A 24991-nucleotide genomic window follows, 5' to 3' on the forward strand; every position below is an offset into this window, starting at 1 on the left:
TGAAGCACCGCAGGACAAAAAATCCCCATTGCGGCGCAAAAGCAAAACCCTGCACGCCACGATTCACGGGGCTTTGGTACAACAATCAATTTCATCGATTGTTACCATTAATTTTTTGTAATTTTGCATCGACAGATTGCGGGTAATATTGCCTTCGTAGCCAATTAAATGCCCTATCGAGAAGCACCCCGTTATGAAACTCCATCTGTTGCTCAGCCTGTCCCTTTCCATTTTCGCGGCCAGCGCCATCGCCATGCCTGTGGCTGAACAAGCGCCGTCCGCCGAAATGAAAGCCGGCTCGCAGGCTGAGCATGTACACGTCGCGCAAGAAGACTGCATCAGCCGTCAATACAAGCGCGTAGCCGAACATGATCCTGAGCGTGTGGTGCAGCAGTATCAGCGTGTCTGAAACCTCCGAGATTCCTGTGGGACCGGCTTCAGCCGGGAAGGCTTAGGGACAGCCGATATGAATGTATCGAAAGTACTGGCCTCTTCCCGGCTAAAGCCGGTCCCACAGATTTACGCCGTTAGTCATAGATCGACTCTCTTCCAGCGCATTTGCTAGAGTGCCGCACCCTCTCCTCGCAGAATTCAGCCGCCCCATGCTGCCTCGTGCCGAACAGAAACAGCAGACCCGCCACGCCTTGCTCGACGCCGCTCGCAGCCTGATGGAGAGCGGGCGCGGGTTTGGCAGCCTGAGCCTGCGGGAAGTGGCGCGCACGGCGGGGATCGTGCCGACCGGTTTCTATCGCCACTTCGATGACATGGACCAACTCGGCCTGGCCTTGGTCAGCGAAGTCGGCCAGACCTTCCGCGAAACCCTGCGCATGGTGCGCCACAATGAAGTACTGCTGGGCGGTATTACCGACGCCTCGGTGCGTATCTTCCTTGATGTGGTGGCGGCCAATCGCTCGCAGTTCCTGTTTCTGGCAAGGGAGCAGTACGGCGGTTCGGTGCGAGTCCGCCAGGCCCTGGCGGCATTGCGCGAGGGCATCAGTACCGACCTTGCCGCCGACCTTGGCAACATGACCCGCTGGCAACACCTGGACGCCGCCGCGCTGTCGATTATTGCCGACCTGGTGGTACGCAGCGTGTTCTCCATGCTCCCGGAGCTGATCGATCCGCCACCGGCCTCCCTGCCCCAGCATCTGACCCCCGAAGCCAAGATCACCCAGCAGCTGCGCTTTATCTTTATCGGCGCCAAGCACTGGCAGGGGCTGGGCAGTACCGAGTGAGCCCACGAATGCACCATATTGGCGCCCACAAACTTTCATAGCACCAATATCTGACATAGATCGTCATCAAGACTCCCGGTCCGTCAGCCATTTCCTACACTCTGCACTGTTGGCAAGCCCCTTGCTCTAACTTGAAGCATCGCAATCAGCCGGATGCCCCTCAATGTTGGTGATTCATCAAAGAATCGAACCCCAGGCCGAATGGGCTGCCGAGCTGCACCTGAACTTCGAGGCGCGCAGCAAGAGCCGCCTGCGCTGTTTCAGTGCCGACGGCGAAGATGTCGGCCTGTTTCTCGAACGCGGCCAGCAGCCGTTGCGCGACGGTGAATTCCTCAAGGCCGAGGACGGTCGCATCGTGCGGGTCTGTGCTCGCCCTGAACAACTGATGCACGTCACTTGCTCCAATGCTTTCGAGCTGACCCGCGCGGCCTACCATCTGGGCAACCGCCACGTAGCCCTGCAAGTCGGTGACGGCTGGCTGCGTCTGCTCGATGACTATGTGCTCAAGGCCATGCTCGATCAGCTGGGCGCCCATACCGAGTCCATCGAAGCGCCGTTCCAGCCGGAGCACGGCGCCTACGGCGGCGGCCATCACCACTCCCGCGCCGGTGAAGAAGACTTCAACTACCCGCCGCGCCTGCACCAGTTTGGTGTGCGCAAGTGAATAACGCCTGGGCCTTGTTGCGCCTTGCCAGTCCGCAATTGCCGATTGGCGGCTACAGCTATTCCCAGGGACTGGAAATGGCCGTAGAGCAAAGCATCGTCAAAGACCCGGCCAGTGCCGGACGCTGGATTGCTGATCAACTGTTGCTCAACCTGGCTCGTTTCGAGGCACCCTTGTTGTTCGCCCATTGCCGCGCAGCCGCCGAAGATGACTGGGGCCAGCTGCTGCAACTGAGCGAAGAACACCGCGCCAGTCGGGAAAGCCGTGAGCTGCACCTGGAAAGCCGGCAGATGGGCTATTCCCTGCAACAGTTGTTGCTGGGTCTGCCGGAGCTGGATCAGGCCGCCCGGGACTTTCTCGCCCAGACCACCGAGCCACACCTGGCCCTGGGCTGGGCCCTGGCCGCGCGGGCCTGGCGGATCACGCCGGATAACGCCCTGGCCGCCTGGCTGTGGAGCTGGCTGGAAAACCAGTTGGCCGTGCTGATGAAGACCCTGCCTCTGGGCCAGCAAGCCGCACAACGCCTGACCAGTGAATTGCTGCCTCTGCTTGAGCAGGCGCAGCAACACGCCACCACTCTCGACCCATCTCATATCGGCAGCGCCAGCTTTGGCCTGTCCCTGGCGAGCATGGCTCATGAACGTCAATACAGCCGGTTGTTCCGGTCCTGATCAGCCTCTCAATGGAGAACTCAATGAACAGCCAACCCCTGCGTGTAGGCATCGGCGGCCCGGTCGGTTCGGGCAAGACCGCCCTGACCCTGGCCCTGTGTCTGGCCCTGCGCGATCGCTATAACCTGGCGGTCGTGACCAACGATATCTACACCCGCGAAGACGCCGACTTTCTGGTCCGTAACCAAGCCCTGGCACCGGAACGCATCATTGGCGTGGAAACCGGCGGCTGCCCGCACACCGCAATTCGCGAGGACGCCTCGATCAACCTCGAAGCCGTGGATCAGTTGAACCGCCGCTTCGAAGGCCTGGACCTGATCATCGTCGAGTCCGGCGGTGACAACCTGTCCGCCACTTTCAGCCCCGAACTGTCCGACCTGACCATCTATGTGATCGATGTGTCGGCGGGCGACAAGCTGCCACGCAAGGGCGGCCCCGGTATCTGCAAGTCCGACCTGCTGGTGATCAACAAGATCGACCTGGCGCCGCTGGTGGGCGCGTCCCTGGAGATGATGGACAGCGACACCAAGCGCATGCGCGGCGACAAGCCCTTTGTCTTCAGCAACCAGAAAACCGGCCAGGGTCTGGAGCAGATCATTGCCTTTATCGAACGCCAGGGCCTGCTGACCCAGGCCGCCTGAATTCCCTCTCTCAAGGAAGTTTGTCCATGACCTACAAAAAAGCCCTTGCCGCCCTGGCCCTGCTGCTCGCCCCAGCCCTGGCCTTTGCTCACCCCGGCCACGACGAAAGCGGCCTGCTGGCCGGTGTCAGCCATCCCTTGAGCGGCATCGACCACCTGCTGGCGATGATCGCCGTAGGCCTGTGGGCCGCCCAACAGAAAGGCGCCGCCCGCTGGGCCCTGCCGTGCGCCTTCGTCGGCACCATGCTCCTGGGTGGCGTGCTGGGTTTCGAAGGCCTGGCCTTGCCGGGCCTGGAAACCGGCATCGCCGCCTCGGTGATGGCCCTGGGCATGGCCGTGGCGCTGGCAGTTCGCCCGCCGCTGTTCATGGCCGTGGCCGCAACCGCGTTGTTCGCCCTGTTCCACGGCGTCGCCCACGGTAACGAACTGCCGGAAATGGCCAGCCCATGGGCCTACGCCGCAGGCTTCGTCGCCGCCACCGCCGCCCTGCATGCCGCCGGCTACGCCGTGGTGCGTGTGCTGCCACAGGCTGCTGCACCGCTGGTACGGGTCGCGGGCGCGGTGTCTGCTACGGTGGGTGTGTGGTTGATGGTGGGGTAAGCGAGTCAAACGCACCTCCAGAAGCCGGGCTTGCCCGCGAAAAAGTCGCGACAGGCGCCACATCATCGTCGTCTGCTCCATCGTCTTCGCGGGCAAGCCTCGCTCCCACAGGACCCTATGCACCTGTAGGAGCCGGGCTTGCCCGCCAAGAGGCCAAGCCAATCTCCCCTTTCACGAATGAATTCGCACCCACCGGGCCAGCGCGCTACCATGTCGCGCAATTCGACCCTGCCGTGACACCCGCCAATGTCTGATGCCCCTCGCTCCGCCTCCCAGCCTGAAGTGACCGCCCTGTTCGCGGCCGTGCAGCAGCATTTCCTGCAGGTCATCGTGCCGCTGTGGCAGGAGTCCGGCTGGAATACTCAGCTCGCCCTGCCCTATGAAGCCGTCGATGGCCAGCATTCGCCCCTGCCGCCGCAGCGCTATCGGGCCATGGCCTGTGCCCGGCAGCTGTTTGTATTCTCCAGCCTGATCGGGCGGGTCCCGGGCGCTGAGGTGCGCGCGGCAGCGTTGTTTCGCTCATTGCAGCGCCACTTCCACGATGCCGAGCACGGCGGCTGGTTCTACAGCATCGACCCCCAGGGCGCGCCCCTCGATCGGCACAAGGATCTCTATACCCATGCATTCATCATCTTTGCCTGCGCCCATTACTGGGCCAAGGTACGTGAGCCGCTGGTGGAATCGGTGCTCAATGCCGCCCTCAACGTGGTCGCCGAGCGTTTTGCCGATGGCACCGGGCTTTACGATGCCTTGCTGGCCGAGGACTGGTCGAGCCTGGACAGCGGCCCGCTGCAGAACCCGCTGATGCATCTCGCCGAGGCATTTCTGGCTACGGTGTCGATGCGTGAAGATGCTGCCACCCTAAAGGCACTGGACGGGTTGGCCGAGGCCATGCAGCAACGCTTTATCGACCCGGCTACGGGGTTGATGCTGGAGAAACCCAAGGGTGCTGTGGATAACTGGTATGAACCGGGGCATCAATTTGAGTGGTTCTATCTGCTGGAGTCGTCCAGACACTTGCGCGGCAGTGCGCTGCATGGGTCATTGATGCGGTCATTCGCGCTTGCCGAGGCACAGGGCGTCGACCCGCTCAATGGTGCGGTCACGGCGATGCTGGAGATTGATGGCACGGTGCGGGATGCGACCCAGCGCATCTGGGCCCAGGCCGAGTACCTGCGCGCCCTGGCGCTGCGGCCGGACGCTGATCAGCATGTTCCGCAGCTATTGCAGGCCCTGCAACAGCGCTTCCTGCATGCCAAGGGCTGGCATGAGTGCCTGGACGCCGATGGCCAGGTCAGCCGCAGTGACATGCCGTCCACCACGCCTTATCACCTGGCGACCTGCTATCTGGGGCTGGCCGAGTATCTTGCAGCCTGACGATCCAACTGAAATTCCATAGTTCTTTGTGGGACCGGCTTTAGCCGGGAAGGCCATAGTACGGGCGAAACAGCTGTATCGATCGTACCGGTGACCTTCCCGGCTAAAGCCGGTCCCACATCGGTGCTGCGTCAAACTATCGATTAAACCCGCGAACGATCAATCGAGAACCCGGCCCAGGTCTGGCTGACCGGCATCAGTTCCAGGCTGTTGATATTGACGTGGGCCGGGGTGTTGAGGATCCAGAAGATAGTGTCAGCGATATCCTGCGGCTGGATCGGCTCGGCACCGGCGTAGGTGGCGTCGTACTTGGCCTGGTCACCGCCAAACCGGACCAGGGAGAACTCGCTTTCGCACAGGCCCGGCTCCAGGTTGGTCACACGCACGCCAGTGCCGATCAGGTCGTTGCGCAGGTTCAGGGAGAACTGGCCGACGAACGCCTTGGTGCCGCCATAGACGTTACCGCCCGGATAGGGGTAGTTGCCCGCCACCGAACCGAGGTTAACGATACTGGCACCGCGACCATGGGCAATCAGGCGCGGCAGCAGCAGGCGCGTGGCGTAGACCAGGCCTTTGACGTTGGTGTCGATCATGGTGTCCCAGTCGTCCAGATCGCACTTGGGCGCAGGATCGATACCCAGGGCCAGGCCGGCGTTGTTGATCAGGCCGCGGATCTTGGCAAACTCTTCCGGCAGACCGGCAATGGCGGTCTCCATGGCCCCACGATCGCGTACGTCGACCACCAGGGTGTGCACCTTGGTCTGCTTCGACAATTCGGCCTTCAGGGCGCTCAGGCGGTCTTCACGGCGCCCGGTCAGGATCAGCGACCAGCCGGCTTCGGCAAAGCGGCGGGCACAGGCTTCGCCGAACCCGGAAGTGGCACCAGTGATGAATACGGTGGAAGTCATTTCATTCTCCTGAAAAGGCGCGAAGACGACGCAATCGAGTGGCGTCGGGCGCAAATGGGAAGGCCCAGCAGAATGCCCGGCCAGACAGGTTCACGGCAAGTCTGTGGATAAAAAAACCATTTGCCGGGTATGACTGATCAAAAAACGATCAACCCAGGCAAAGCCACGCCACGCCTGGCCTGCATAGGGTTTTGCCCACCTTATCCACAGTCAGGCCCACAATAACCGTGGGCAACTGCATTTGCCCACAGCCAGCGAATTTCGCGGGCTGTACGGTATTTTTGCTTGACCTGGGCTGGCGATTTGGTGAAGACACATGGCCTTGTGCCTGTTACCGCTGAAAGGCAGGTGCCTGCCGGACCAGTAATTACGCCACTCACAGGGCTCTTTCCAACGCTTGCCCACAGAGTTATCCACAGGCTTTTCTCACTCCCGAGCTGTATGAACGACCAGGTCAAAAGGCATTGACAAAGACCCTCGAAATACCGTCCAAAATCACTGATCAAAAAACGAACAGAAAGCTACAGGCCACGTAGTTCAAGGCCTGCAGACAGCTACTACCATCTTATTCACAGCCAGCTCCACAGTAATACTGAACAAGTCAAAAGCGTGACAAAACAACTGTTTGCAGCGGTTTTATGTCGCACTGCCAGCCCGCGTCAAAATTGTTTTCCACAATTGGCAAAAAACAACGCCCCGAGTGTTTTGCACTCGGGGCGTCGGGTAAAAACAGGCGTTTCTTGACGAAATCAGTGACCGCCCAGATAGGCGTTCCTAACCTCTTCATTGACCAGCAATTCCTGCCCCGTGCCACTCAGACGGATCTCGCCGTTGACCATCACATAGGCGCGGTCAGACAGCTTGAGCGCGTGGTTGGCGTTCTGCTCGACCAAAAAGATGGTCATGCCGGTTTTCGCCAGCTCGCGCAGTGTCGAGAAGATCTGCTTCACGATGATCGGTGCCAGGCCCAGGCTCGGCTCGTCCAGCAGCAACAGCTTGGGACGGCTCATCAGGGCACGGGCGATGGCGAGCATCTGCTGCTCGCCGCCAGACATCGTCATGGCGCGCTGGTTACGACGTTCCTTCAGGCGCGGGAACAACTCGAACATACGCTGCATGTCTTCGCTGGAGTGTTTGTCGCCGATGGGGATGGTGCCCATCATCAGATTTTCCTCGACCGACATGTCAGGGAATACCCGGCGACCTTCCGGCGACTGGGCAATGCCGTTGGAGGCGATGTAGTGGGACGACTTTTGGGTGATGTCGACACCCTGATAGATAATCTGCCCCGCAGCCGCACGCGGCTGGCCAAAGATCGACATCAGCAAAGTGGATTTGCCCGCACCGTTGGAGCCGATCAGGCTCACGGTCTCGCCTTCATTGATGTGCATCGAGACTTTTTTCAGGGCCTGGATAGGCCCGTAGTACACGTCGATCTCTTTCAGTTCGAGGATCGGCTTGCTCATACCAATTCCTCTTCATCAGCGCCCAGGTACGCGGCGATCACTTTTGGATCGTTGCGGATCTGTTCCGGCCCGCCCATGGCAATCACGTTGCCGTGGTCGAGCACCACAATATCGTCAGAGATGCCCATGACCATGCCCATGTCGTGCTCAATCAGCACGATGGTCATGTCGTGTTCGTCGCGCAGCAGGCGGATCATGCCGCTCAGCGCCTCGGTTTCCTGCGGGTTGAGGCCTGCTGCCGGTTCGTCCAGGCAGATCACCTGAGGCCGCGTGCACATGGCCCGGGCGATTTCCAGGCGGCGCTGCTGGCCGTAGGACAGCTCACCGGCCAGGCGGTTGGCGCAATCCACCAGATCGACCACTTCCAGCCAGTAGAACGCTGTATTCATGGCGTCGTCTTCGGCCTTGCGGTAGCCCTTGGTATTGAGGATGCCCGCGATCATGCTGCGGTTGACCCACATGTGCTGGGCCACCAGCAAGTTCTCGATCACCGACATTTCCTTGAACAGGCGAATGTTCTGGAAGGTCCGGGCCATGCCCGCGCGGTTGATCAGGTGCGTACCGCCAAACATCTTGTAGTACAGGCGGTTGATGAAGCGCTTGGGCGAGAGGAAGTCCGCGACCTGGAATTGCTCGCCGAGCAACTGGATCACGTTGGTCTGCTTGCCCTTGGCATTGAGCTGGATGCGCCCGCCCGTGGCCTTGTAGAAGCCGGTCAGGCAGTTGAAGACCGTGGTCTTGCCCGCGCCGTTGGGGCCGATCAGGGCGAAGATCGAGTTGCGGCGCACTTTCAGGCTGACATCGCTCAGAGCCTTGATGCCGCCGAAATGCATCATCAGGTTTTCGACGGACAGAACGATTTCATCACTCATTTACACGCCCTCCGGTTTAGCCAGCACACCCTTGCGTGGGCGCACGCCGGTACGGCTGATACGAATCAGGCCGCGTGGGCGCCAGATCATCATCAGTACCATCAGGATGCCGAACAACAACACGCGATATTCGGCGAAGCTACGCAGCATCTCCGGGGCAACGGTCAGTACGAAGGCTGCGATCACCACACCAATGGTCGACCCCATGCCGCCCAGTACAACGATGGCCAGGATCAGCGCCGACTCGAAGAAGGTGAACGAGGTCGGGTTGACGAAGCCTTGGTACGAGGCGAAGAACACCCCGGCCAGACCGGCAGTGGAGGCGCCGATGGTGAATGCCGAGAGCTTGACCAGTACGTGGTTCAGGCCCATGGAACGGCAAGCGATCTCATCTTCACGCAGCGCTTCCCAGGCACGGCCTATCGGCATGCGAGTCAGGCGATGCTTGATGTACAGCACCGCGAGCACAACCAGGAACAGCACGGCGTAAATGAAGATGAATTTCAGGTCCGGGTTATATTCAAAACCGAAGTACTCGTGGATCGGGATGCCGCCGTCCTTGGCCCGACGCCCAAATTCCAGGCCGAAGAAAGTCGGCGAAGGCACCGGCACGCCGTTCGGACCGCCGGTAAACGACAGCCAGTTATTGAGGATCAGTCGAATGATTTCCCCGAAACCCAGGGTCACGATAGCCAGATAGTCGCCGTGCATACGCAGGACCGGGAAGCCAAGGATGCAACCTGCCAACGCGGCAGCAATCGCCGCCAACGGCAATGCCGACCAGAAGCCCAGCCCGAGGTATTGATAGCCTAGAGCCAGACCGTAGGCGCCGATGGCATAGAACGCCACGTAGCCAAGGTCGAGCAGACCGGCCAGGCCGACCACGATGTTCAGGCCCAGGCCCAACAACACGTAGACCAGGCCGAGAATGACCACCGTCAGCACGTACTTATCGGCAAAGATCGGGAATATGACGGCAATCACGATCATCAACGGGATGATGTAGCGCAGGCGCGTTTTGTAATCGTGGGGCAGTACATGCACACCCGATCCGGCGGTCTCGAAGCTTTGCGTGATGTTGCGGCCCTTGGGCGTTTGCAGAAACAGGCTGATCAGGAAGCGCCCGACCATGACCACGCCAACCAGCGCGGCAACACGGGTGGGTTGAGTATTGAAGCCGTAACCGTCCAGGACGATGCCGACGATCGGGCCGAACACGATCAGTGCCAGCAGGCCGGCAATCACCGCGTCGATCAGGCTTTGTTTGATATCGATGGGTTTGACAGGAGCAGACATGGTTATACCTTCGCCACGAGTGGGCGACCCAGCAGGCCTTGAGGACGGAAGATCAGGATCACGACCAGCAGGCCGAAACTGAACACATCCTTGTAATCAGAGTTGATCAGACCGGAGAACTGCGACTCGGCAACCCCCAGGATCAACCCACCGAGCATCGCACCCGGCAACGAACCGATCCCGCCCAGTACCGCTGCGGTGAAAGCCTTGATGCCGATGACGAAGCCGGCGAAGAAGTCGAACGTGCCGTAGTTCATGGTGATCAGCACACCGGCCAGTGCGGCCATGGCGGCGCCGATAACGAAAACGTAGGAAATCACGCGGTCGGTGTTGATCCCCAGGATCGACGCCATCTTGCGGTCCTGCTGGGTAGCGCGGCACATGCGGCCGAGCTTGGTGTACTTGATGATGTAAGTCAGTACGCCCATGCCGATGAAGGCGGCAATCAGGATGAAGATCTTGGTGTAGGTAATCTGGACAAAACCTGTCCCGATATCAAAACGCCAGGCACCTTCGAGCAGGGTCGGCACGCCTTGTTGGCGAGGGCCCTGGGCGATCTGTGCATAGTTTTGCAGGATCAGGGAAATGCCGATGGCACTGATCAGGGGCGCCAGACGTGTCGAGTTGCGCAGGGGCTTATAGGCCACTCGCTCAATGACAAAGCCGTAAACACCGGTCACCACAATGGTGAAGATCAGCGTGCCGAGAATAAGGAAAGGGAACGACTCGATACCGAAGAATGACAGGACTGCCAGGCCGATGGCCGCCAGGTAAGCCGAGATCATGTACACATCGCCGTGGGCGAAGTTGATCATGCCGATGATGCCGTAGACCATCGTGTAACCGATAGCGATCAGGCCGTAGACCGAACCGAGGGTCAGGCCGTTGACCATTTGTTGCAGGAAAATACCATCCATCACGCACGCTCACGAACTTGAAGGGCCACGCCGGAACCGGTCTGGGACTCCCTCGTGAGGAGTGCCGGGACGCAGGCAATGACTACATAAGAAATCCGGGGCTACAGGGCGCAGCACCCATGACCGGGCCTGACTGTTGCGTGGCGCAATGCCACGCAACAGCCGGTCCGACTTAAGCGTTCAACTTACTTCTGTTTTTCGAGCTGATGGTATTTACCGTCTTTGTCCCACTGGTAAACCACGTAGTCGGAGATTTTCAGGTCGCCTTTGGAGTCCCAGTTTTTCTCACCCATGACGGTTTTGACCGGATGGGATTTGAGCCACTTGGCTGCGTCTTCGCCCTTGTTCGACTTGGCGCCGTTGAAGCCGGCAGCCAGAGCCTGGACCGAAGCGTAAGCGTAGAGGGTGTAGCCCTCAGGCTCGTAGCCCGACTTGCGGAAGGTTTCAACCACAGCCTTGCTGTCTGGCAGCAGACGCGGGTCAGCGCCGAAGGTCATGTATACGCCGTCGACGTATTGAGCGCCGCCTGCGGTGGTGACCAGTTCGTCAGTCACGATGCCGTCATCGGACATGAACTTGACGTCTTTGAGGCCTTGTTCACGCAGCTGGCGAACCAGTGGACCGGCTTCCGGGTGCAGGCCGCCGAAGTAGACTACGTCAGCCCCTTTTTCGCGGATTTTGGTTACCAGGGCGCTGAAGTCTTTCTCGCCACGGGTCAGACCTTCTTCCAGCACTGGCTTGACGCCGCGCTTGGTCAGCTGCTTGGCGGTGGCGTCAGCCAGGCCCTTACCGTAGGTGTCTTTGTCGTTGATGACCGCGACTTTCTTGCCTTTGAGCACATCGACGATGTAGTCACCGGCCACGATACCTTGCTGGTCGTCACGACCGCACATACGGAACATGGCACCCAGACCACGCTCGGTAACGGTCGGGTTGGTGGAACCCGGGGTAATCGCGATGATGCCCGCTTCGTCATAGACCTCGGAAGCCGGGATAGTAGACGAGGAGCAGAAGTGACCGACGACGCCTGCAACTTTGTCTGATGCTGCCTTGTTGGCAACGGCAACGGCCTGTTTCGGCTCGCAGGCATCGTCGTAGGCGGTCAACACGATTTTCTCGCCGTTAACGCCGCCAGCAGCGTTGATCGCATCTGCTGCGGCCTGAGCGCCGCTCATGTACTGCTTACCGAACGAAGCGTTGGCACCGGTCATCGGGCCTGCTACGCCGATTTTGACGTCTGCCTGGGCAAACGCCGACACGCCCAATGCAGTAGCGACTGCGATTGCCAGAAAACCTTTCCTGTAAAACGTCTGCGACATGAGTTGGTGCTCCTGAGGTTTTTTAGTTAGCACTGCGACTACGGGGATTGCTCAGAGCAAGCGCCGTGCCATCACTTTTTTATTCTGAAAAAAGTCGCGATTTTGTTGATATTGGGCGTTTCGTGCCTTTCCTATCGGGACGTACAACCTGTAGGAATGCGACAGGTGCAACCTCTCGAGAAAAAAGAGCAACCCGCCCAAATAAACATTGCAACCGGACCTTCCCTCTGCGTACAACCGGACTGTAACAGGGTGCGTCACCGAAATGCACACCCACGGTGCGCACCCGCTACGGGACGCACCATTTGAGGTTAGTGGATGTGCAAAAAAGTGCCGTTCAACTTGTCCGAACTGCCTCTTAGATGACGATTCGCAGACACTGGCCCGCGTGATAAAGCGAGAAACCGGCTTCGTAGAAAGCGCTGCGCAGGCCCACCCCGACCAGCGGTGCCATCGGCGTGAATGGTATAGGCAGCACCTTGGCATTGCCGGTACACAGGTAATCGGCAAAGGCTTTGCCGACCACCGTCCCCGTGGTGTTGCCGCGACCGTTATAGCCCGTGACCGCAACCAGGCCGGGAGCCGGTTCGAACATGCGCAATAAGTGGTCAGGCGTGAAGGAAATACAGCCCGTCCAAGTGCACTCCCACTCGACATTCTTCAGATAAGGGTAGTAATGCTGCTGCACCCGGTCGGCCCAGGCCTTGAGAAACCAGCCCGGCTTTTGATTGCCATTGCCCAGACTGCCCAGCAACAGGCGACCATCGGCATCACGACGAATACTGCTGAGCACCTGACGGGTATCCCACGAACCCTGACCGAAAGGCAGAATCTGCGCAGCCGCGTCACCGCTGAGCGGCACCGAGGCGACCTGATAGTAATAGCCGGGGAAAAAGCTGCGGCGCAGCTCGGTCCACTCGCCTTCGGTGTAGGCATTGGAGGCGATAACCACCTGACTGGCCATCACCGCGCCGTTATCAGTGACCACACACCAACGCTCGCCCTGACGCTCAAGACGCGTGACCGGAGAATGGTCGTAACGGCGGCCACCCAGGGTTTCCACAGCCTTGGCCAGGCCACTGGTGTAGGCCATGGGGTTGATCGTCCCGGCGCGGCGGTCGAGCAAGGCGCTGGTGATCTGTTTGGTGCCGGTGGCCTCTTCACAGGCCTTGCCAGTCAACAACTCAACGGGCGCACCACGGCGCTTCCATTGTTCCTCGCGACTGCGCAGATCAGCGCCGCCACGGGCGTTATGGGCCATGTGCAGCGTGCCTTCGCGGCGCGCCTGACAGTCGATGCCGTATTTTTCGATCAGGCTGAACACCAGCGACGGTGCGCCGCCGAGCATGCTGTTCAATTGGCTGCCGATGGCTTCGCCAAACCCTGCTTCGATATCGTCCGGCGGGATCCACAGGCCGGCGTTGACCAGCCCCACATTGCGCCCCGAGCCGCCCTGGCCGGTGCGGTGGGCTTCGACTATGACGACGCTCTTGCCCTGTTCCAACAGATGTATCGCAGCGGAAAGTCCGGTGATGCCTGCGCCGATCACACAGACATCCGCCGTCACCTCCCCCTTCAACGCTGACGCGTCAGGCCTCTGCGGCGTCAGCGTTTCCCATAGACATTCTTCGCGTAGCGACATCGCAAAACCCCGGAAAGAGACAACGATGGTTCATTTGAATACGGTGGGACCGGCTTTAGCCGGGAAGACAATTGCACAGACGACAGAAGCTTATCGATCCTGCCTGCGTCTTCCCGGCTAAAGCCGGTCCCACATCAGCCCTACACCAGCGCTACATCAATCAGTCGAAGGTAATACCCTGCGCCAACGGCAGTTCGCGGGAGTAGTTCACGGTCGCGGTCTGGCGACGCATGTAGCCTTTCCACGAATCCGAACCGGACTCACGGCCACCGCCGGTTTCTTTCTCGCCACCGAAGGCGCCGCCGATTTCCGCGCCGCTCGGGCCGATGTTGACGTTGGCGATACCGCAGTCGCTGCCGACTGCCGAGATAAACGACTCGGCTTCACGCACGTCAGTGGTGAAGATGCACGAGGACAGGCCTTGTGGTACTTCGTTGTTCAAACGCACGGCGTCGCTGAACTCTTCGTAGCCAATCACATAAAGGATCGGCGCGAAGGTTTCATGGCGCACCACCGCGCTTTGCTCAGGCATTTCAACGATGGCCGGGGAAACGTAGTAAGCATTAGGGAAGGTGTCCTGCAACTGACGCTCGCCGCCGAATACCTTGCCGCCTTCGCTAAGCGCCTGCTCGAGGGCGTCCTGCATGCCCTGGAAGCTTTGTTGATCGATCAGCGGGCCGATCAGGTTGCCTTCCAGCGGGTGACCGATACGGACTTTCGAGTACGCGGTTTTCAGACGCGAAACGAAGTCAGCCTTGACCGATTCGTGGGCAATCAGGCGACGCAAAGTGGTGCAACGCTGACCGGCAGTACCGACGGCGCTGAACAATACTGCGCGCACGGCCAGGTCCAGGTCGGCACTCGGAGTGAGGATCATGGCGTTGTTGCCGCCAAGCTCAAGGATGCTGCGGGCAAAGCGCGCGGCGATCTTCGGCGCCACTTCACGGCCCATGCGGGTGCTGCCGGTAGCGCTGATCAGGGCGACGCGCGGGTCATCGACCAAGGCTTCACCGGCATCGCGGCCGCCAATGATCACTTGGGCGAGATAAGGCGGTGCATCCGGGAAGTCCTTGGCGACGCGGTCGAACAGCGCCTGGCATGCCAGGCCGGTCAGCGGGGTCTTTTCCGACGGTTTCCAGATCACCGAGTTACCGCAGACCAGCGCCAGTGCGGTGTTCCACGACCAAACGGCCACCGGGAAGTTGAACGCACTGATCACGCCGACCACACCCAGCGGGTGCCAGGTTTCACGCATATGGTGGCCAGGGCGCTCGGAAGCGATGGTCAAGCCGTACAGCTGGCGGGACAGACCGACCGCGAAGTCGCAGATATCGATCATTTCCTGCACTTCACCCAGGCCTTCCTGAGTGATCTTGCCCGCTTCCCAGGACACCAGCTCGCCCAGGTCAGCCTTGTATTTGCGCAGCGCTTCGCCGAACAGGCGGATCAGCTCGCCACGACGAGGGGCCGGAACCTTGCGCCAGGCGTCAAACGCTGCGTCGGCACGGGTCACCTGTTGCTCGACTTCAGCCGCGCCTTGCCAGGTCACAGCGCCGATACGCTCGCCGTTGATCGGTGTGTGCACAGGCTTGTCGCCCTTCTGGTACAGGGCTGGATCGACACCGAGACGGGTTAGCAGGTCGGTAAGCATGGTGGCTCCTTTGATTGCAGAATTCGGGAAAATCTTCAGGCTCTAGTAATAGCCTTGTTCATACATTGCAACAAACGACCATTCGGCGAGATATCATTCCGTTTATTCATGCAACCTGCGATCCAGCGTCAAGGCGACCCCACCCATGCTGAACAAGCGCTACCTGCCCTCGATCACCGCCCTGCAATGCTTTGAAGCGGTGACCCGGCACCTGAGCTTCACCCGCGCGGCCGAAGAGCTGAACCTGACCCAGAGCGCGGTCAGCAAGCAGGTCGCGCAGCTCGAAGAACTGGTGCAACACCTGCTGTTCCGCCGGGTCCGTCGCCGCCTGCAACTGACGCCCGCCGGAGCACTGTATCTGGCGGAAGTACGCAAGATCTTGACCCAGGTCGAGATGTCCACGCACTTTCTGCGTTCCTACGGCGGTGAAACCGAAGTCCTGCGGGTTTCCACACCGTCGACCTTCGGCGCCCGCTGGCTGGTGCCGCGACTCAAGGGCTGGCGCCTGCGTCATCCGCACATTCATCTGGACCTGATCAACGAACAGGGCGCGGACGACCTGATCCAGGGCCGTTGCGACCTGGCCTTCTACTTTGGCCAGGGCGCCCTGCCTGGCGCCGAGAGCGTGCGCCTGTTCGACGAAGAACTGGTGCCGGTGTGCTCTCCCGACAGCCTGCCGTCGACGCCGCTGACCGATCCGACGCAATTGACCGACATGGTCCTGCTGCAAAACGCCTACCGGCCCCAGGCCTGGCACGAATGGTTCGACAGCCAGGGCTATCACACCGAACACAGCTACCACGGGCCGCGTTTCGAGACATTCTATATGTGCATCCGTGCCGCGCAGGTCGGTTGCGGCGTGGCACTGCTGCCGCGTTTCCTGGTCGAAGAGGAGCTGGCGGATGGCAAGCTGATCATCCCCTGGGCTCACGCCCTGCCCAGCCATGACGCCTATTACCTGGCCTACCCCGAGCATGCCGCCGAGGTGCCCAAAGTCCGTGATTTTGTGCAATGGATGCTGGAACAGTTGGATAACCCGACGGATTAAGCGCGACAATGCCGCCTCTGCACCTGTCGGCACTGCCCTGTAATCACCTGCCTGACAGCCTGCCCCTACTTTATCGGCGACTCTGGAGACCAATAAAACATGAGCGAGAGCGCCTTCTCCGACCGCATCGTGCAGAACTTGCTGGATACCGATTTCTACAAGCTGACCATGATGCAGGCCGTGCTGCACAACTATCCCAACGTCGACGTCGAGTGGGAGTTTCGCTGCCGCAATGGCGAGGACCTGCGCCCGTATCTGAACGAGATTCGCCAGCAAATCGAACTGTTGTGCGAGCTGTCCATGAGCAACGAGCAACTGGCCTTCCTCGAACGCATCACGTTCATGAAGCCTGACTTCCTGCGCTTTTTGGGCCTATTCCGTTTCAACATGCGCTACGTCAAGGCCAGCATCGAGGATGGTGAGTTGTGCATCCGTCTGCATGGCCCGTGGCTGCATGTGATTCTCTTTGAAGTGCCGCTGCTGGCCATCGTCAGTGAAGTGCGCAACCGCACGCGTCACTCGGGGATTCTGCTCAGCGAGGCACGGGACCAGTTGTACCGCAAGTTCGACTGGCTCACCGCCAATGCCCGACCCGATGAGCTGGCCGAGCTGAAAGTCGCCGACTTCGGCACCCGCCGGCGCTTTTCCTACCGCGTACAGGAAGAAGTCGTACGCGTGCTCAAGCAGGACTTCCCCGGCCAGTTCGTCGGCACCAGTAATGTGCAGCTGGCGCGCCAGAATGACCTCAAGCCTCTGGGCACCATGGCCCATGAGTGGATCATGGCCCACCAGCAGCTCGGCCCGCGCCTGATCGACAGCCAGATCGCCGCCCTGGACTGCTGGGTCCGTGAATACCGCGGCCTGCTGGGTATAGCCCTGACCGACTGCATCAATACCGACGCCTTCCTCACCGATTTCGATCTGTACTTCGCCAAGCTGTTCGACGGTCTGCGCCATGACTCGGGCGACCCGGTGATCTGGGCCGAAAAATGCATCACCCATTACCAGCGCCTGGGCATCGACCCCATGAGCAAGACTCTGGTCTTCTCCGATGGCCTGACCTTGCCCAAGGCCCTGGAAATATTCCGCGCCTTGCGTGGTCGGATCAATGTCAGCTTCGGCATCGGCACCAACCTGACCGCCGACATACCGGGCGTCGAGCCGATGAGTATCGTCCTGAAGATGACCGCCTGCGCCGGCCAGCCGGTGGCGAAGATCTCCGACGAACCCGGCAAGACCCAGTGCAAGGACCCGAATTTTGTCGCCTACCTGCGCCATGTCTTCAAGGTGCCCGGCTGACTCAACCACCGCCAACGCCTTCAAACCAAGGAGTGAATCATGCAAGCCGTACAGCTCGAAATCGCTGAACAGCTCAAGGTCCAGCCACCTTTCGCCGACCAGGCGGCCCTTGAGGCCGAGGTCGCCCGACGCATTCAGTTCATCAAGGACTGCCTGCAAAACTCGCGGCTCAAGACCCTGGTGCTGGGCATCAGCGGCGGCGTCGACTCCCTGACGGCCGGGCTGCTGGCCCAGCGCGCGGTCAAGGAACTGCGCGAGAGCACCGGTGATCAGGCCTACCGCTTCGTTGCCGTGCGCCTGCCGTATCACATTCAGCACGATGAGCACGAAGCCACTGCGTCCGTGGACTTCATCAACCCCGACGAGCGCCACACCGTGGACATCGCCCCGTCGGTGAAAGCCCTGGCCGAACAGGTCAAGGCGTTCGACGGGCTGCCAGACAGCGCCGTGGACTTCGTCAAAGGCAATATCAAGGCGCGTACGCGCATGGTCGCCCAATACACCATCGCCGGCGCCCTGGGTGGTCTCGTGATCGGTACGGATCATGCGGCGGAAGCAGTCATGGGCTTCTTCACCAAGTTCGGTGACGGCGCCTGCGACCTGGCGCCTCTGAGCGGTCTGGTGAAAAACCAGGTCCGCGCCATCGCTCGCAGCTTCGGCGCGCCGCAGAATCTGGTGGAGAAAATCCCGACTGCCGACCTGGAAGACCTGGTCCCCGGCAAACCGGACGAAGCCAGCCACGGCGTGACCTACGCCGAAATCGACGCTTTCCTGCATGGCGAACCGGTGCGCGAAGAAGCGTTCAGGATCATTGCCGACACCTACCGCAAGACCCAGCACAAGCGGGATCTGCCGTACGCCCCGTGATTCGGGCCTTATAGCGGTCCGTAGGAGCGAGGCTTGCCCGCGAAAAAGACAGCGGGGTGCTTCAGAAATACCGCGCCGAAGCCTTCGCGGGCAAGCCTCGCTCCCACAGCATGTAGTGGCCAGCAATAGAAAACGGAATGAACCCGCCGTTTTTTTTCGCTTGTCCGCATCGTCAATAGGGGCTTTGATGATGGCCTCATTTGCCATCGTCAGAGCCGCTGCCCATGTCCTCGTTCCAAGGCCTCTTCTCTCTCGTCGCCACCGTCGTCGGTCAACCGGCAGCTCAGTGGCTGGAAAGTCACGTCGAAGTCCCGCAGGGTCTGCATGAGTTCTCCTGGGGCGAAGACAACCTGCACCGTGCCTGGCTGGCCGAAGCGCTGAACCTGAGCTTGCTGTACAAGCTGACCGAAGCCGTGCCAGCGGGCCGTAGCTATGTCGATGAACAGGCGCAACAGGGCCGCAAGGTGGTGTTCGACCACGGCGCCATCCGCACCGTCGACTGGCCGGAAAACGGCGAGCTGCCGCGCGGCCGCCAGGCGTTCTCGCGTCTGCTGGAGCCCCTGGGCTTCACCGATGTGCGCACCTACCCGCTGACCAAACTGAACATGACCGGCTGGGCCTATCGCCAGATGGACCTGCCGGAAGATATCGCCCAGTTCTTCGTCTCCGAGCTGCATCCGGGCCGCTTCAGCGAAGCCTTCCAGAATGCCGTGACCCGCGTAGTCAGCAGCAGCCGTGACCCGCTGACCAGCGAGCACTTGAGCATCCTCAAGCGCCTGCGTCTGACCCGCCATTGCAGCCTGGCTGAAGCCCGCGCCCTGCTGCCAGCCCTGTATCAGGCTTTCGACCGCCAGCATGGCGTGGTGCAACAGGCCGATTACCAGACCCTGCTCGCCGAAAGCGCGGAAATGGCCTGGATCTCCACCGAAGGCAACAGCTTCAACCATCTGACTGACCGTGTGATCGATCTGCAAGCCGTGGTCGCCGAGCAGAACCGCATCGAGCGGCCCATGAAGGACAGCATCGAAGTGTCCACCTCGGGCCGGGTCATGCAGACCGCCTACCGCGCCTGCACCGTCACCCGAGGCTTTGCCGACACCTCGGGGCGCGTGCGGGAACAACAGGTGCCGGGCTCGTTCGTTGAGTTCATCCAGCGCAAGATCGACCCGGACACTGATCGTCTGGACCTCAATTTCGACAGCAGCAATGCCCAGGGCATCTTCAAGATGACCGCCAGGTAACGTCAACATCCCCCTGTGGGAGCGAGGCTTGCCCGCGAATACGGTATACCTGACGATAGATAAATATCGAATGTACTGGCCTCTTCGCGGGCAAGCCTCGCTCCCACAGGTATCGATCTGTAGGACATTTCTGAATTTCCCTCGGACTCTTGAACCGGCCTGCCCCTCTGGGCACTCTGTTTCCAGACATGTCGTTCAGGGTTACACCGTGTTCTCTCAAAAACGCTCCATCGTCCAGCGTCCGTGGTTCATTCCGGCGTGCGCCGCATTTGCCGTGGTCTGCTGGATTGCCACCGCCGCCAGCCAATCGTCCCCGAGTTTTACCAACAGCAGCGCAGAATCCTTCACCCTGAGCGGCGAACTGCCTGCTCACAGCGCCCTGCGTGCCACTGCCCAATACACGTCCCACCTATGTAAATACCCGCCTGCGCTACTGCAACACGACAGCGCGCCCGGCGCACAAGCCTTCAGTTTCGAGATCGCCCTGAGCTACAGCCTGCCCGACTGCGAAATGCTGCTCAGCGAAGTGAGCCTGGTCATCGATGGTTTCCATGGCGAGCAGCACGCACTGCGCAGTAGCACCAGCGGCGGGGTCATTGCCATACGGCCGGACATGAGCCCACGGCAGAAGAACGGCGTTCCGGGGTTTCCGGCGTCAGGGGCGAAGGAGTATCGGGGGCTGTGCAGTTGGCGGACCGTCTGGGCTGCGCAGGGGCAAGCCGAAACCAGGCGTCTGGAGTGTGAAGCGGCGGACAAGGACTGGAGGGTGGCCAGCGATGGCAGGCATCAACGACGGCCCGGCGGCGCGGTCAGCCGCCAGCAACTGGCGGGCAAGACCATTCGCATGACGTTGCGCATGGCCGAACCGGCGACCTGATCCAGTCTGGAGCAGGTCGCGCGCGGTCTGCCGACTTACTTCAGAGTGACAGCGCCTTTCATCATGCTGATATGGCCAGGGAAGGAGCAGAAAAACATATATTTTTCAGCTGCATCGAGCTTGGACACGTCCAGCTTGAGGGAGTCTGTTTCACCGGCGCCGATCACCTTGGTATGGGCAATAACGCGGATGTCGCCATCCTTGATGTAGTTCTTGTCGATACCCGCGCTCAGGCCATCAGTGGCAATCGGCTGGGCATCGGCCTCTTTGCTGATCACCAGGTTATGCCCCATGACCGCTTTTGGCAGGCTGCCGGAGTGTTTCAGGTTGATGGTGAACTCTTTGCAGCTCTTGTCGATCTCGATGGCCTTGGTGTCGTAGGACATCTGGTCGGTGGAATCGACCGTGATAGAGCATTCGGCAGCCAGCAATTGGCCACTGGCCAGGGTCAGCAGCGATACAGCGACAAGCTTGCGAATCATAAGGAGTCTCCAAGGCAGGAAGTTTCGATCATTTGCCCGCGAGACTGCCTGATCCCTGCGCTGCTGCCAATGATTTGCATCAACAGAACCGAGTGAAAGGGCTATCAGGGTCATGGAGACAATCAACCAGCCTCAAGCGTAGCCGCGCCGTACTATCGCGCCATGCCCACTTAGAGAGCCCGCCATCATGACCTTCAATAGCCTGTTTCGCAGTTTGCTTGCCGCCTACGCCTGTGGCGCCAGCGGCAGTTACACCCATGAGATCGAAGGGGCGCGGTTGCGCGATTGATGCGATTGTCTGAATGGGCTGTTACCTGTGGGACCGGCTTTAGCCGGGAAGACGCAGGCATGATCGATATGTGTCTGTCGGCTGTCATAGCCTCTTCCCGGCTAAAGCCGGTCCCACCTAGTGCGCAGCAGCTCAATAATCAGCCACTGACCGGCATCACCGTCACCCGCACTTCCGGGTCATGGTTGCCGCCGCCCAGGATCACCCCCCGCAACGGCGAGACGTCGGAGAAATCCCGTCCCCAGGCCAGGCAGATATGCTCCAGCGCCGGCTGTACGTTGTTGGTCGGATCGAAATCCACCCAACCCAGCACCGGGCAGAACACCGAGACCCAGGCGTGGGAGGCATCTGCGCCGATCAGGCGCGGTTGGCCGGGTGGAGGCTGGGTCAGCAGGTAGCCGCTGACGTAGCGCGCCGAGAGACCCCGTGAACGCAGGCAGGCGAGCATCAGGTGGGCGAAGTCCTGACAGACCCCGCGACGGCGCTCAAGCACTTCAACCAGCGGCGTCGCCACTTGGGTCGCTTCGTCGTCAAAGGTGAATTCTTTGAAGATTTTCTCCATCAGCGCCTGCACGCAGAGCAGCAACGGCCGCCCCGGCGGGAAGCAGACGGCGGAGAAGTCGACGAAGGATTGTTTGAGGTGCACGTACGGCGACTCGAAACGATAACGACAGGCTTCCAGAATGTCCGCGGACATCGGCCGGGCGGTGTAAGTCATGCTGCTGCGGGTCGAATCCCAGGCAGGCGACTGATAGAAGTCCAACAACGGCTTGTGCAGCACCTCGACCCGCAGCCGTGCATTGACCTGCAACTCGTCATGAGGCCGCTCGAAGGCCAGACGGGTCAGGGGGTTGCCGAATACGTCCAGCTCATCGCGGCGCGTGGTCGGCGCCGGGCTGATCACCAGTTGCTGTTCGGTGCAGCGCTGCCAGGGGTTACGCCGCGGCCAAAGATGCGCCAGCTGCTGAGCCAGAGACACCGGGCTGTCGTACTTGTAATGGGTATCGTGAAGAATCTGGTAATGGGCGCTCATCAGACGGACACCGTGCGCTGGCTGACATCATCGACATGGGCAAAATGGCGCAGGGCCAGGCGGTCAGATACCTGGCCACTGGTTTCGGCAATGCCTTGCAGCAGATCGGCCAGGCCACCGAGGGCGGCCTGTATGCCGCTATCGCCGAACAGGGCGTTTTCCAGGCAACCGAGATCGAATGCCGCCAGGCGCTTGATCTGCACATTCAAACTGTTGTCCTTGGGTGCACCGAAGTCGTCATTGAGCCGGTTGAGCGAACGCGACACCAGTTTGAGCTGGAACAGCACGGCATGGGGGTTCTGCTCGTCAAGCAGGAGCAAATCCAGCACCGGAATCAGTTGCGGCAGCGCCAGATAACGCGAGCGGTAGGTAATGCTGCTGTTGCCCAATTCAAGCAGCCATTCCAGGCCGGCCTGATCCGATGCCGCCGCACCACGGATAAACGCCGCCAGACTGCTGCTGAGGAATTTCAGGCGCTCGATACGCCGACCGATCATCAGGAAACGCCAGCCTTCGTCGCGAGTCATGTCGTCCAGAGCAAAGCCGGACAGCGCCGCCAGGGACATCACAAGACGGTTGAGGAAATCCAGCAGTTCGCCGAAATCCGGTTCCTTGGTGTCGAGGCTGGTGGCTTCGCGCTGCAATTCCACCAGGGCCTGCCAGTTTTCCCGGGACAACTTGCCGCGCACCTGGGACGCCGACCATTGCAGGCGTTGCAGGTTGGCGCGCAGGCTGAAGGCCCAGTCTTCGCCGAGCAGACCGGCAAGCAGACGGTTATGCAGCTCACTGCCCTCTTCGTCGTCTTCGTCGATCCCCGGCAGCAGGCCCAGGCTTTCGCCCAATGCCACCGCAGCCTGCAAGGCTTGCGGATCATCGTCATCGACATAGCGGGCGATCATGATGCGCAGCATCCGCGCACTGTCGTCGCAGCGTTCGCAGTAGCGGCCGAACCAAAACAGGTTTTCCACCACCCGCGACGGCAGATACGGATCGCGGCGGATCAGGTCATGGACACCGAGGGTGCGCTGGCTTTTCCACGGCTCGCCGCCGTAGGAACGTTGCTCGCCCAACACCCAGGTGTCCTTGCTCGCACCGCCACGCTGCATCGACACCACATCGGCGTCGGCCTCGGCGGCGACTCGGGTCAGGCCGCCCGGCAACACGCGATAACTGCCGTCGCTACCGGCGACCGCATACACACGCATGCCGATGGCCCGAGGTTGCAGTTGCTCGCCGTCAGGCTGCCAGATCGGTGCGTGGGACAGTTGTGCCAGTTCCTGGGCGACATAGGCGTACGGACGCGCCTGCATGCGCTCGGCCAGGGCCTTGCGCTGTTTCTCGTTGAGGTCGCGACCGAACACCGGAGCGAAACTCTGGGATGGAAAGGCCGGCTTGATCAGCAGCTCGGGCATCTTCTCCAGCGCCTGGGCCAGCACCGGCGGCTCACCGCACCACCAGGTCGCCACCGACGGCAAAATCAACTCTTCGCCAAACAGGTATTCATTGATTTTCGGCAGGAAGCCCAACAGGCCCGGCGATTCCAGCACGCCGCTGCCCAAGGCGTTGGCCACCAGCACACGGCCCTGACGCACCGCTTCCAGCAGGCCGGGCACGCCCAGAGCCGAGTCGGTGCGCAGTTCCAGCGGGTCGCAGAAGTCATCGTCCAGGCGACGCATGATCGCGTGGACACGGCGCAGGCCACTGAGAGTCTTCAGGTAGACCGTGGCGTCGCGCACGGTCAGGTCACCGCCTTCAACCAGCGGATAACCGAGCTGGCGCGCCAGATACAGGTGTTCGAAATAGCTTTCGTTGAAGCGCCCCGGCGTCAGCAGCACGATCAGAGGCGCTTCGTTGCTCGACGGCGCCTGGCGGGCCAGGGTTTCCTGCAGGCTGCGGAAGAAACCCGACAGGTGCTGCACCTGCAAGTCGCGATATGTATCCGGAAACGCCCGGGACACGATCTGCCGGTTTTCCAGGGCATAACCGGCACCCGAAGGCGCCTGGGTACGGTCGGCAGTGACCCACCAGCGGCCATCCGGGGTGCGCGCCAGGTCGACGGCGTACATATGCAGAAAGATATCTTCCGGCGGCTTCACACCCTGACACGGCCAGAGGAAATTATTGTGACCGAATACCAGTTCGGCAGGCAGCAAGCCGTTGGCAATCAGGGTCTGCGGGCCGTACAAGTCTGCCAGTACCGCATTGAGCAGGCGCGCGCGCTGGGCGATACCGGCGGACACCTGTTTCCACTCATCCGCAGCAATCAGATGCGGCAGCAGATCCAGCTCCCACGGACGATCAGCGCCCTTGGGGTCGGCATAGACGTTGTAGGTAACACCGTTTTCCTGGATTTGCCGGGTCAGCAAGGCCTGGCGCTGAATCAGCTGGGCAGGCGTGCTGCGCTGCAAATGCTCATAGAGACGCAGCCAATGCGGGCGCACGGCGCCGCTGGCATCGAGCATCTCGTGGTAAGTACCCGCAGAAAGCGGATAGCGGTCAAGCAGGTCAGGCATGGAGGGCTCGGCAGAGACTGTAAGGACTTCAAATAGGCACGGACGACACTACAGGGATGTCGATGTGATATCACACCCCTCCCT

The 24991-nt window shown here is 60.8% G+C and carries 23 protein-coding genes; 12 read left to right on the plus strand and 11 right to left on the minus strand.

The window, feature by feature from the left end:
* Positions 1-193: 193 nt before the first annotated feature.
* From AC1Z24_RS28340 to AC1Z24_RS28370, 7 genes are all read left to right on the plus strand, one after another.
* Entirely contained in the window at positions 194-409 is a 216-nt protein-coding gene (locus AC1Z24_RS28340) for a hypothetical protein (protein ID WP_483743627.1), read from the plus strand.
* A 193-nt stretch (positions 410-602) separates the two neighbouring features.
* A complete protein-coding gene (locus tag AC1Z24_RS28345) occupies positions 603-1235 on the plus strand; it encodes a TetR family transcriptional regulator (RefSeq protein ID WP_483743628.1) in 633 nt (210 codons plus the stop codon).
* A gap of 163 nt (positions 1236-1398) precedes the next feature.
* Positions 1399-1899 carry an urease accessory protein UreE gene (ureE, locus tag AC1Z24_RS28350; RefSeq protein ID WP_259110803.1) on the plus strand — a complete coding sequence of 167 codons (501 nt, stop codon included), beginning with the start codon at positions 1399-1401 and terminating at the stop codon, positions 1897-1899.
* Complete coding sequence (locus AC1Z24_RS28355) at positions 1896-2570, plus strand: urease accessory protein UreF (RefSeq protein WP_483743629.1); 675 nt, start codon at positions 1896-1898, stop codon at positions 2568-2570. The genes ureE and AC1Z24_RS28355 overlap by 4 nt, the downstream gene beginning before the upstream one ends.
* Positions 2571-2593: 23 nt before the next feature.
* The gene (ureG, locus tag AC1Z24_RS28360) at positions 2594-3211 is read left to right on the plus strand and encodes an urease accessory protein UreG (RefSeq protein ID WP_483743630.1); all 618 of its coding nucleotides are present in this window, start codon (positions 2594-2596) and stop codon (positions 3209-3211) included.
* A gap of 26 nt (positions 3212-3237) precedes the next feature.
* Positions 3238-3810 (plus strand): HupE/UreJ family protein, encoded by a 573-nt coding sequence (locus AC1Z24_RS28365; protein ID WP_483743631.1) that lies wholly within the window; start codon positions 3238-3240, stop codon positions 3808-3810.
* Between the two features lie 246 nt (positions 3811-4056).
* Positions 4057-5187 (plus strand): AGE family epimerase/isomerase, encoded by a 1131-nt coding sequence (locus tag AC1Z24_RS28370; protein WP_483743632.1) that lies wholly within the window; start codon positions 4057-4059, stop codon positions 5185-5187.
* A 143-nt stretch (positions 5188-5330) separates the two neighbouring features.
* Here the strand turns inward: AC1Z24_RS28370 and AC1Z24_RS28375 are convergent, their stop codons facing one another.
* The 8 genes from AC1Z24_RS28375 to amaB all read right to left on the minus strand — a co-directional run bounded on the left by AC1Z24_RS28375 (position 5331) and on the right by amaB (position 15258).
* Positions 5331-6095: an SDR family oxidoreductase gene (locus AC1Z24_RS28375; protein WP_483743633.1), complete on the minus strand. Its 765-nt coding sequence runs from the start codon at positions 6093-6095 to the stop codon at positions 5331-5333.
* A gap of 749 nt (positions 6096-6844) precedes the next feature.
* On the minus strand, positions 6845-7561 hold the full coding sequence (locus tag AC1Z24_RS28380; protein WP_413306385.1) for an ABC transporter ATP-binding protein: 717 nt from the start codon (positions 7559-7561) through the stop codon (positions 6845-6847).
* Complete coding sequence (locus AC1Z24_RS28385; protein WP_259110783.1) at positions 7558-8433, minus strand: ABC transporter ATP-binding protein; 876 nt, start codon at positions 8431-8433, stop codon at positions 7558-7560. The genes AC1Z24_RS28380 and AC1Z24_RS28385 overlap by 4 nt, the downstream gene beginning before the upstream one ends.
* Positions 8434-9729, minus strand: a complete 1296-nt coding sequence (gene livM, locus AC1Z24_RS28390; RefSeq protein WP_259110780.1) for a high-affinity branched-chain amino acid ABC transporter permease LivM — start codon at positions 9727-9729, stop codon at positions 8434-8436.
* 2 nt (positions 9730-9731) lie between these two features.
* Complete coding sequence (locus AC1Z24_RS28395; RefSeq protein ID WP_483743634.1) at positions 9732-10646, minus strand: ABC transporter permease subunit; 915 nt, start codon at positions 10644-10646, stop codon at positions 9732-9734.
* 185 nt (positions 10647-10831) lie between these two features.
* A complete protein-coding gene (locus AC1Z24_RS28400) occupies positions 10832-11965 on the minus strand; it encodes an ABC transporter substrate-binding protein (protein WP_483743635.1) in 1134 nt (377 codons plus the stop codon).
* A gap of 358 nt (positions 11966-12323) precedes the next feature.
* Positions 12324-13607, minus strand: a complete 1284-nt coding sequence (gene amaA, locus AC1Z24_RS28405; RefSeq protein ID WP_483743636.1) for an L-pipecolate oxidase — start codon at positions 13605-13607, stop codon at positions 12324-12326.
* Between the two features lie 160 nt (positions 13608-13767).
* A complete protein-coding gene (gene amaB, locus AC1Z24_RS28410; protein ID WP_310504170.1) occupies positions 13768-15258 on the minus strand; it encodes an L-piperidine-6-carboxylate dehydrogenase in 1491 nt (496 codons plus the stop codon).
* Positions 15259-15403: 145 nt separating this feature from the next.
* On the opposite strand from amaB, the gene AC1Z24_RS28415 reads away from it, so the two are divergent.
* The 5 genes from AC1Z24_RS28415 to AC1Z24_RS28435 all read left to right on the plus strand — a co-directional run bounded on the left by AC1Z24_RS28415 (position 15404) and on the right by AC1Z24_RS28435 (position 20590).
* Positions 15404-16306, plus strand: a complete 903-nt coding sequence (locus AC1Z24_RS28415) for a LysR family transcriptional regulator (protein WP_259110771.1) — start codon at positions 15404-15406, stop codon at positions 16304-16306.
* A gap of 99 nt (positions 16307-16405) precedes the next feature.
* A complete protein-coding gene (pncB, locus tag AC1Z24_RS28420; RefSeq protein ID WP_483743637.1) occupies positions 16406-17605 on the plus strand; it encodes a nicotinate phosphoribosyltransferase in 1200 nt (399 codons plus the stop codon).
* Between the two features lie 39 nt (positions 17606-17644).
* Positions 17645-18472 (plus strand): ammonia-dependent NAD(+) synthetase, encoded by an 828-nt coding sequence (gene nadE / locus AC1Z24_RS28425; protein ID WP_483743638.1) that lies wholly within the window; start codon positions 17645-17647, stop codon positions 18470-18472.
* Between the two features lie 224 nt (positions 18473-18696).
* Complete coding sequence (locus tag AC1Z24_RS28430; RefSeq protein ID WP_483743639.1) at positions 18697-19713, plus strand: 2-oxoadipate dioxygenase/decarboxylase family protein; 1017 nt, start codon at positions 18697-18699, stop codon at positions 19711-19713.
* 208 nt (positions 19714-19921) lie between these two features.
* Positions 19922-20590 carry a hypothetical protein gene (locus AC1Z24_RS28435; protein ID WP_483743640.1) on the plus strand — a complete coding sequence of 223 codons (669 nt, stop codon included), beginning with the start codon at positions 19922-19924 and terminating at the stop codon, positions 20588-20590.
* Positions 20591-20625: 35 nt separating this feature from the next.
* On the opposite strand, the gene azu is transcribed toward AC1Z24_RS28435, so the two are convergent.
* From azu to AC1Z24_RS28450, 3 genes are all read right to left on the minus strand, one after another.
* Positions 20626-21072: an azurin gene (azu, locus tag AC1Z24_RS28440; RefSeq protein ID WP_483743641.1), complete on the minus strand. Its 447-nt coding sequence runs from the start codon at positions 21070-21072 to the stop codon at positions 20626-20628.
* A gap of 428 nt (positions 21073-21500) precedes the next feature.
* Positions 21501-22394 carry a transglutaminase family protein gene (locus AC1Z24_RS28445; RefSeq protein WP_259110758.1) on the minus strand — a complete coding sequence of 298 codons (894 nt, stop codon included), beginning with the start codon at positions 22392-22394 and terminating at the stop codon, positions 21501-21503.
* Complete coding sequence (locus tag AC1Z24_RS28450; RefSeq protein WP_483743642.1) at positions 22394-24907, minus strand: circularly permuted type 2 ATP-grasp protein; 2514 nt, start codon at positions 24905-24907, stop codon at positions 22394-22396. The genes AC1Z24_RS28445 and AC1Z24_RS28450 overlap by 1 nt, the downstream gene beginning before the upstream one ends.
* Positions 24908-24991 lie beyond the last annotated feature (84 nt).

The sequence above is a fragment of the Pseudomonas sp. JL23 genome (assembly GCF_056933585.1).

Excerpts from the sequence above, each read along its gene's own strand:
- AC1Z24_RS28340 (WP_483743627.1), top strand. The coding sequence starts at position 194 with ATGAAACTCCATCTGTTGCTCAGCCTGTCCCTTTCCATTTTCGCGGCC.
- AC1Z24_RS28345 (WP_483743628.1), top strand. The coding sequence starts at position 603 with ATGCTGCCTCGTGCCGAACAGAAACAGCAGACCCGCCACGCCTTGCTC.
- ureE (WP_259110803.1), top strand. The coding sequence starts at position 1,399 with ATGTTGGTGATTCATCAAAGAATCGAACCCCAGGCCGAATGGGCTGCC.
- ureG (WP_483743630.1), top strand. The coding sequence starts at position 2,594 with ATGAACAGCCAACCCCTGCGTGTAGGCATCGGCGGCCCGGTCGGTTCG.
- AC1Z24_RS28365 (WP_483743631.1), top strand. The coding sequence starts at position 3,238 with ATGACCTACAAAAAAGCCCTTGCCGCCCTGGCCCTGCTGCTCGCCCCA.
- AC1Z24_RS28370 (WP_483743632.1), top strand. The coding sequence starts at position 4,057 with ATGTCTGATGCCCCTCGCTCCGCCTCCCAGCCTGAAGTGACCGCCCTG.
- AC1Z24_RS28375 (WP_483743633.1), bottom strand. The coding sequence starts at position 6,095 with ATGACTTCCACCGTATTCATCACTGGTGCCACTTCCGGGTTCGGCGAA.
- AC1Z24_RS28380 (WP_413306385.1), bottom strand. The coding sequence starts at position 7,561 with ATGAGCAAGCCGATCCTCGAACTGAAAGAGATCGACGTGTACTACGGG.
- AC1Z24_RS28385 (WP_259110783.1), bottom strand. The coding sequence starts at position 8,433 with ATGAGTGATGAAATCGTTCTGTCCGTCGAAAACCTGATGATGCATTTC.
- livM (WP_259110780.1), bottom strand. The coding sequence starts at position 9,729 with ATGTCTGCTCCTGTCAAACCCATCGATATCAAACAAAGCCTGATCGAC.
- AC1Z24_RS28395 (WP_483743634.1), bottom strand. The coding sequence starts at position 10,646 with ATGGATGGTATTTTCCTGCAACAAATGGTCAACGGCCTGACCCTCGGT.
- AC1Z24_RS28400 (WP_483743635.1), bottom strand. The coding sequence starts at position 11,965 with ATGTCGCAGACGTTTTACAGGAAAGGTTTTCTGGCAATCGCAGTCGCT.
- amaA (WP_483743636.1), bottom strand. The coding sequence starts at position 13,607 with ATGTCGCTACGCGAAGAATGTCTATGGGAAACGCTGACGCCGCAGAGG.
- amaB (WP_310504170.1), bottom strand. The coding sequence starts at position 15,258 with ATGCTTACCGACCTGCTAACCCGTCTCGGTGTCGATCCAGCCCTGTAC.
- AC1Z24_RS28415 (WP_259110771.1), top strand. The coding sequence starts at position 15,404 with ATGCTGAACAAGCGCTACCTGCCCTCGATCACCGCCCTGCAATGCTTT.
- pncB (WP_483743637.1), top strand. The coding sequence starts at position 16,406 with ATGAGCGAGAGCGCCTTCTCCGACCGCATCGTGCAGAACTTGCTGGAT.
- nadE (WP_483743638.1), top strand. The coding sequence starts at position 17,645 with ATGCAAGCCGTACAGCTCGAAATCGCTGAACAGCTCAAGGTCCAGCCA.
- AC1Z24_RS28430 (WP_483743639.1), top strand. The coding sequence starts at position 18,697 with ATGTCCTCGTTCCAAGGCCTCTTCTCTCTCGTCGCCACCGTCGTCGGT.
- azu (WP_483743641.1), bottom strand. The coding sequence starts at position 21,072 with ATGATTCGCAAGCTTGTCGCTGTATCGCTGCTGACCCTGGCCAGTGGC.
- AC1Z24_RS28445 (WP_259110758.1), bottom strand. The coding sequence starts at position 22,394 with ATGAGCGCCCATTACCAGATTCTTCACGATACCCATTACAAGTACGAC.
- AC1Z24_RS28450 (WP_483743642.1), bottom strand. The coding sequence starts at position 24,907 with ATGCCTGACCTGCTTGACCGCTATCCGCTTTCTGCGGGTACTTACCAC.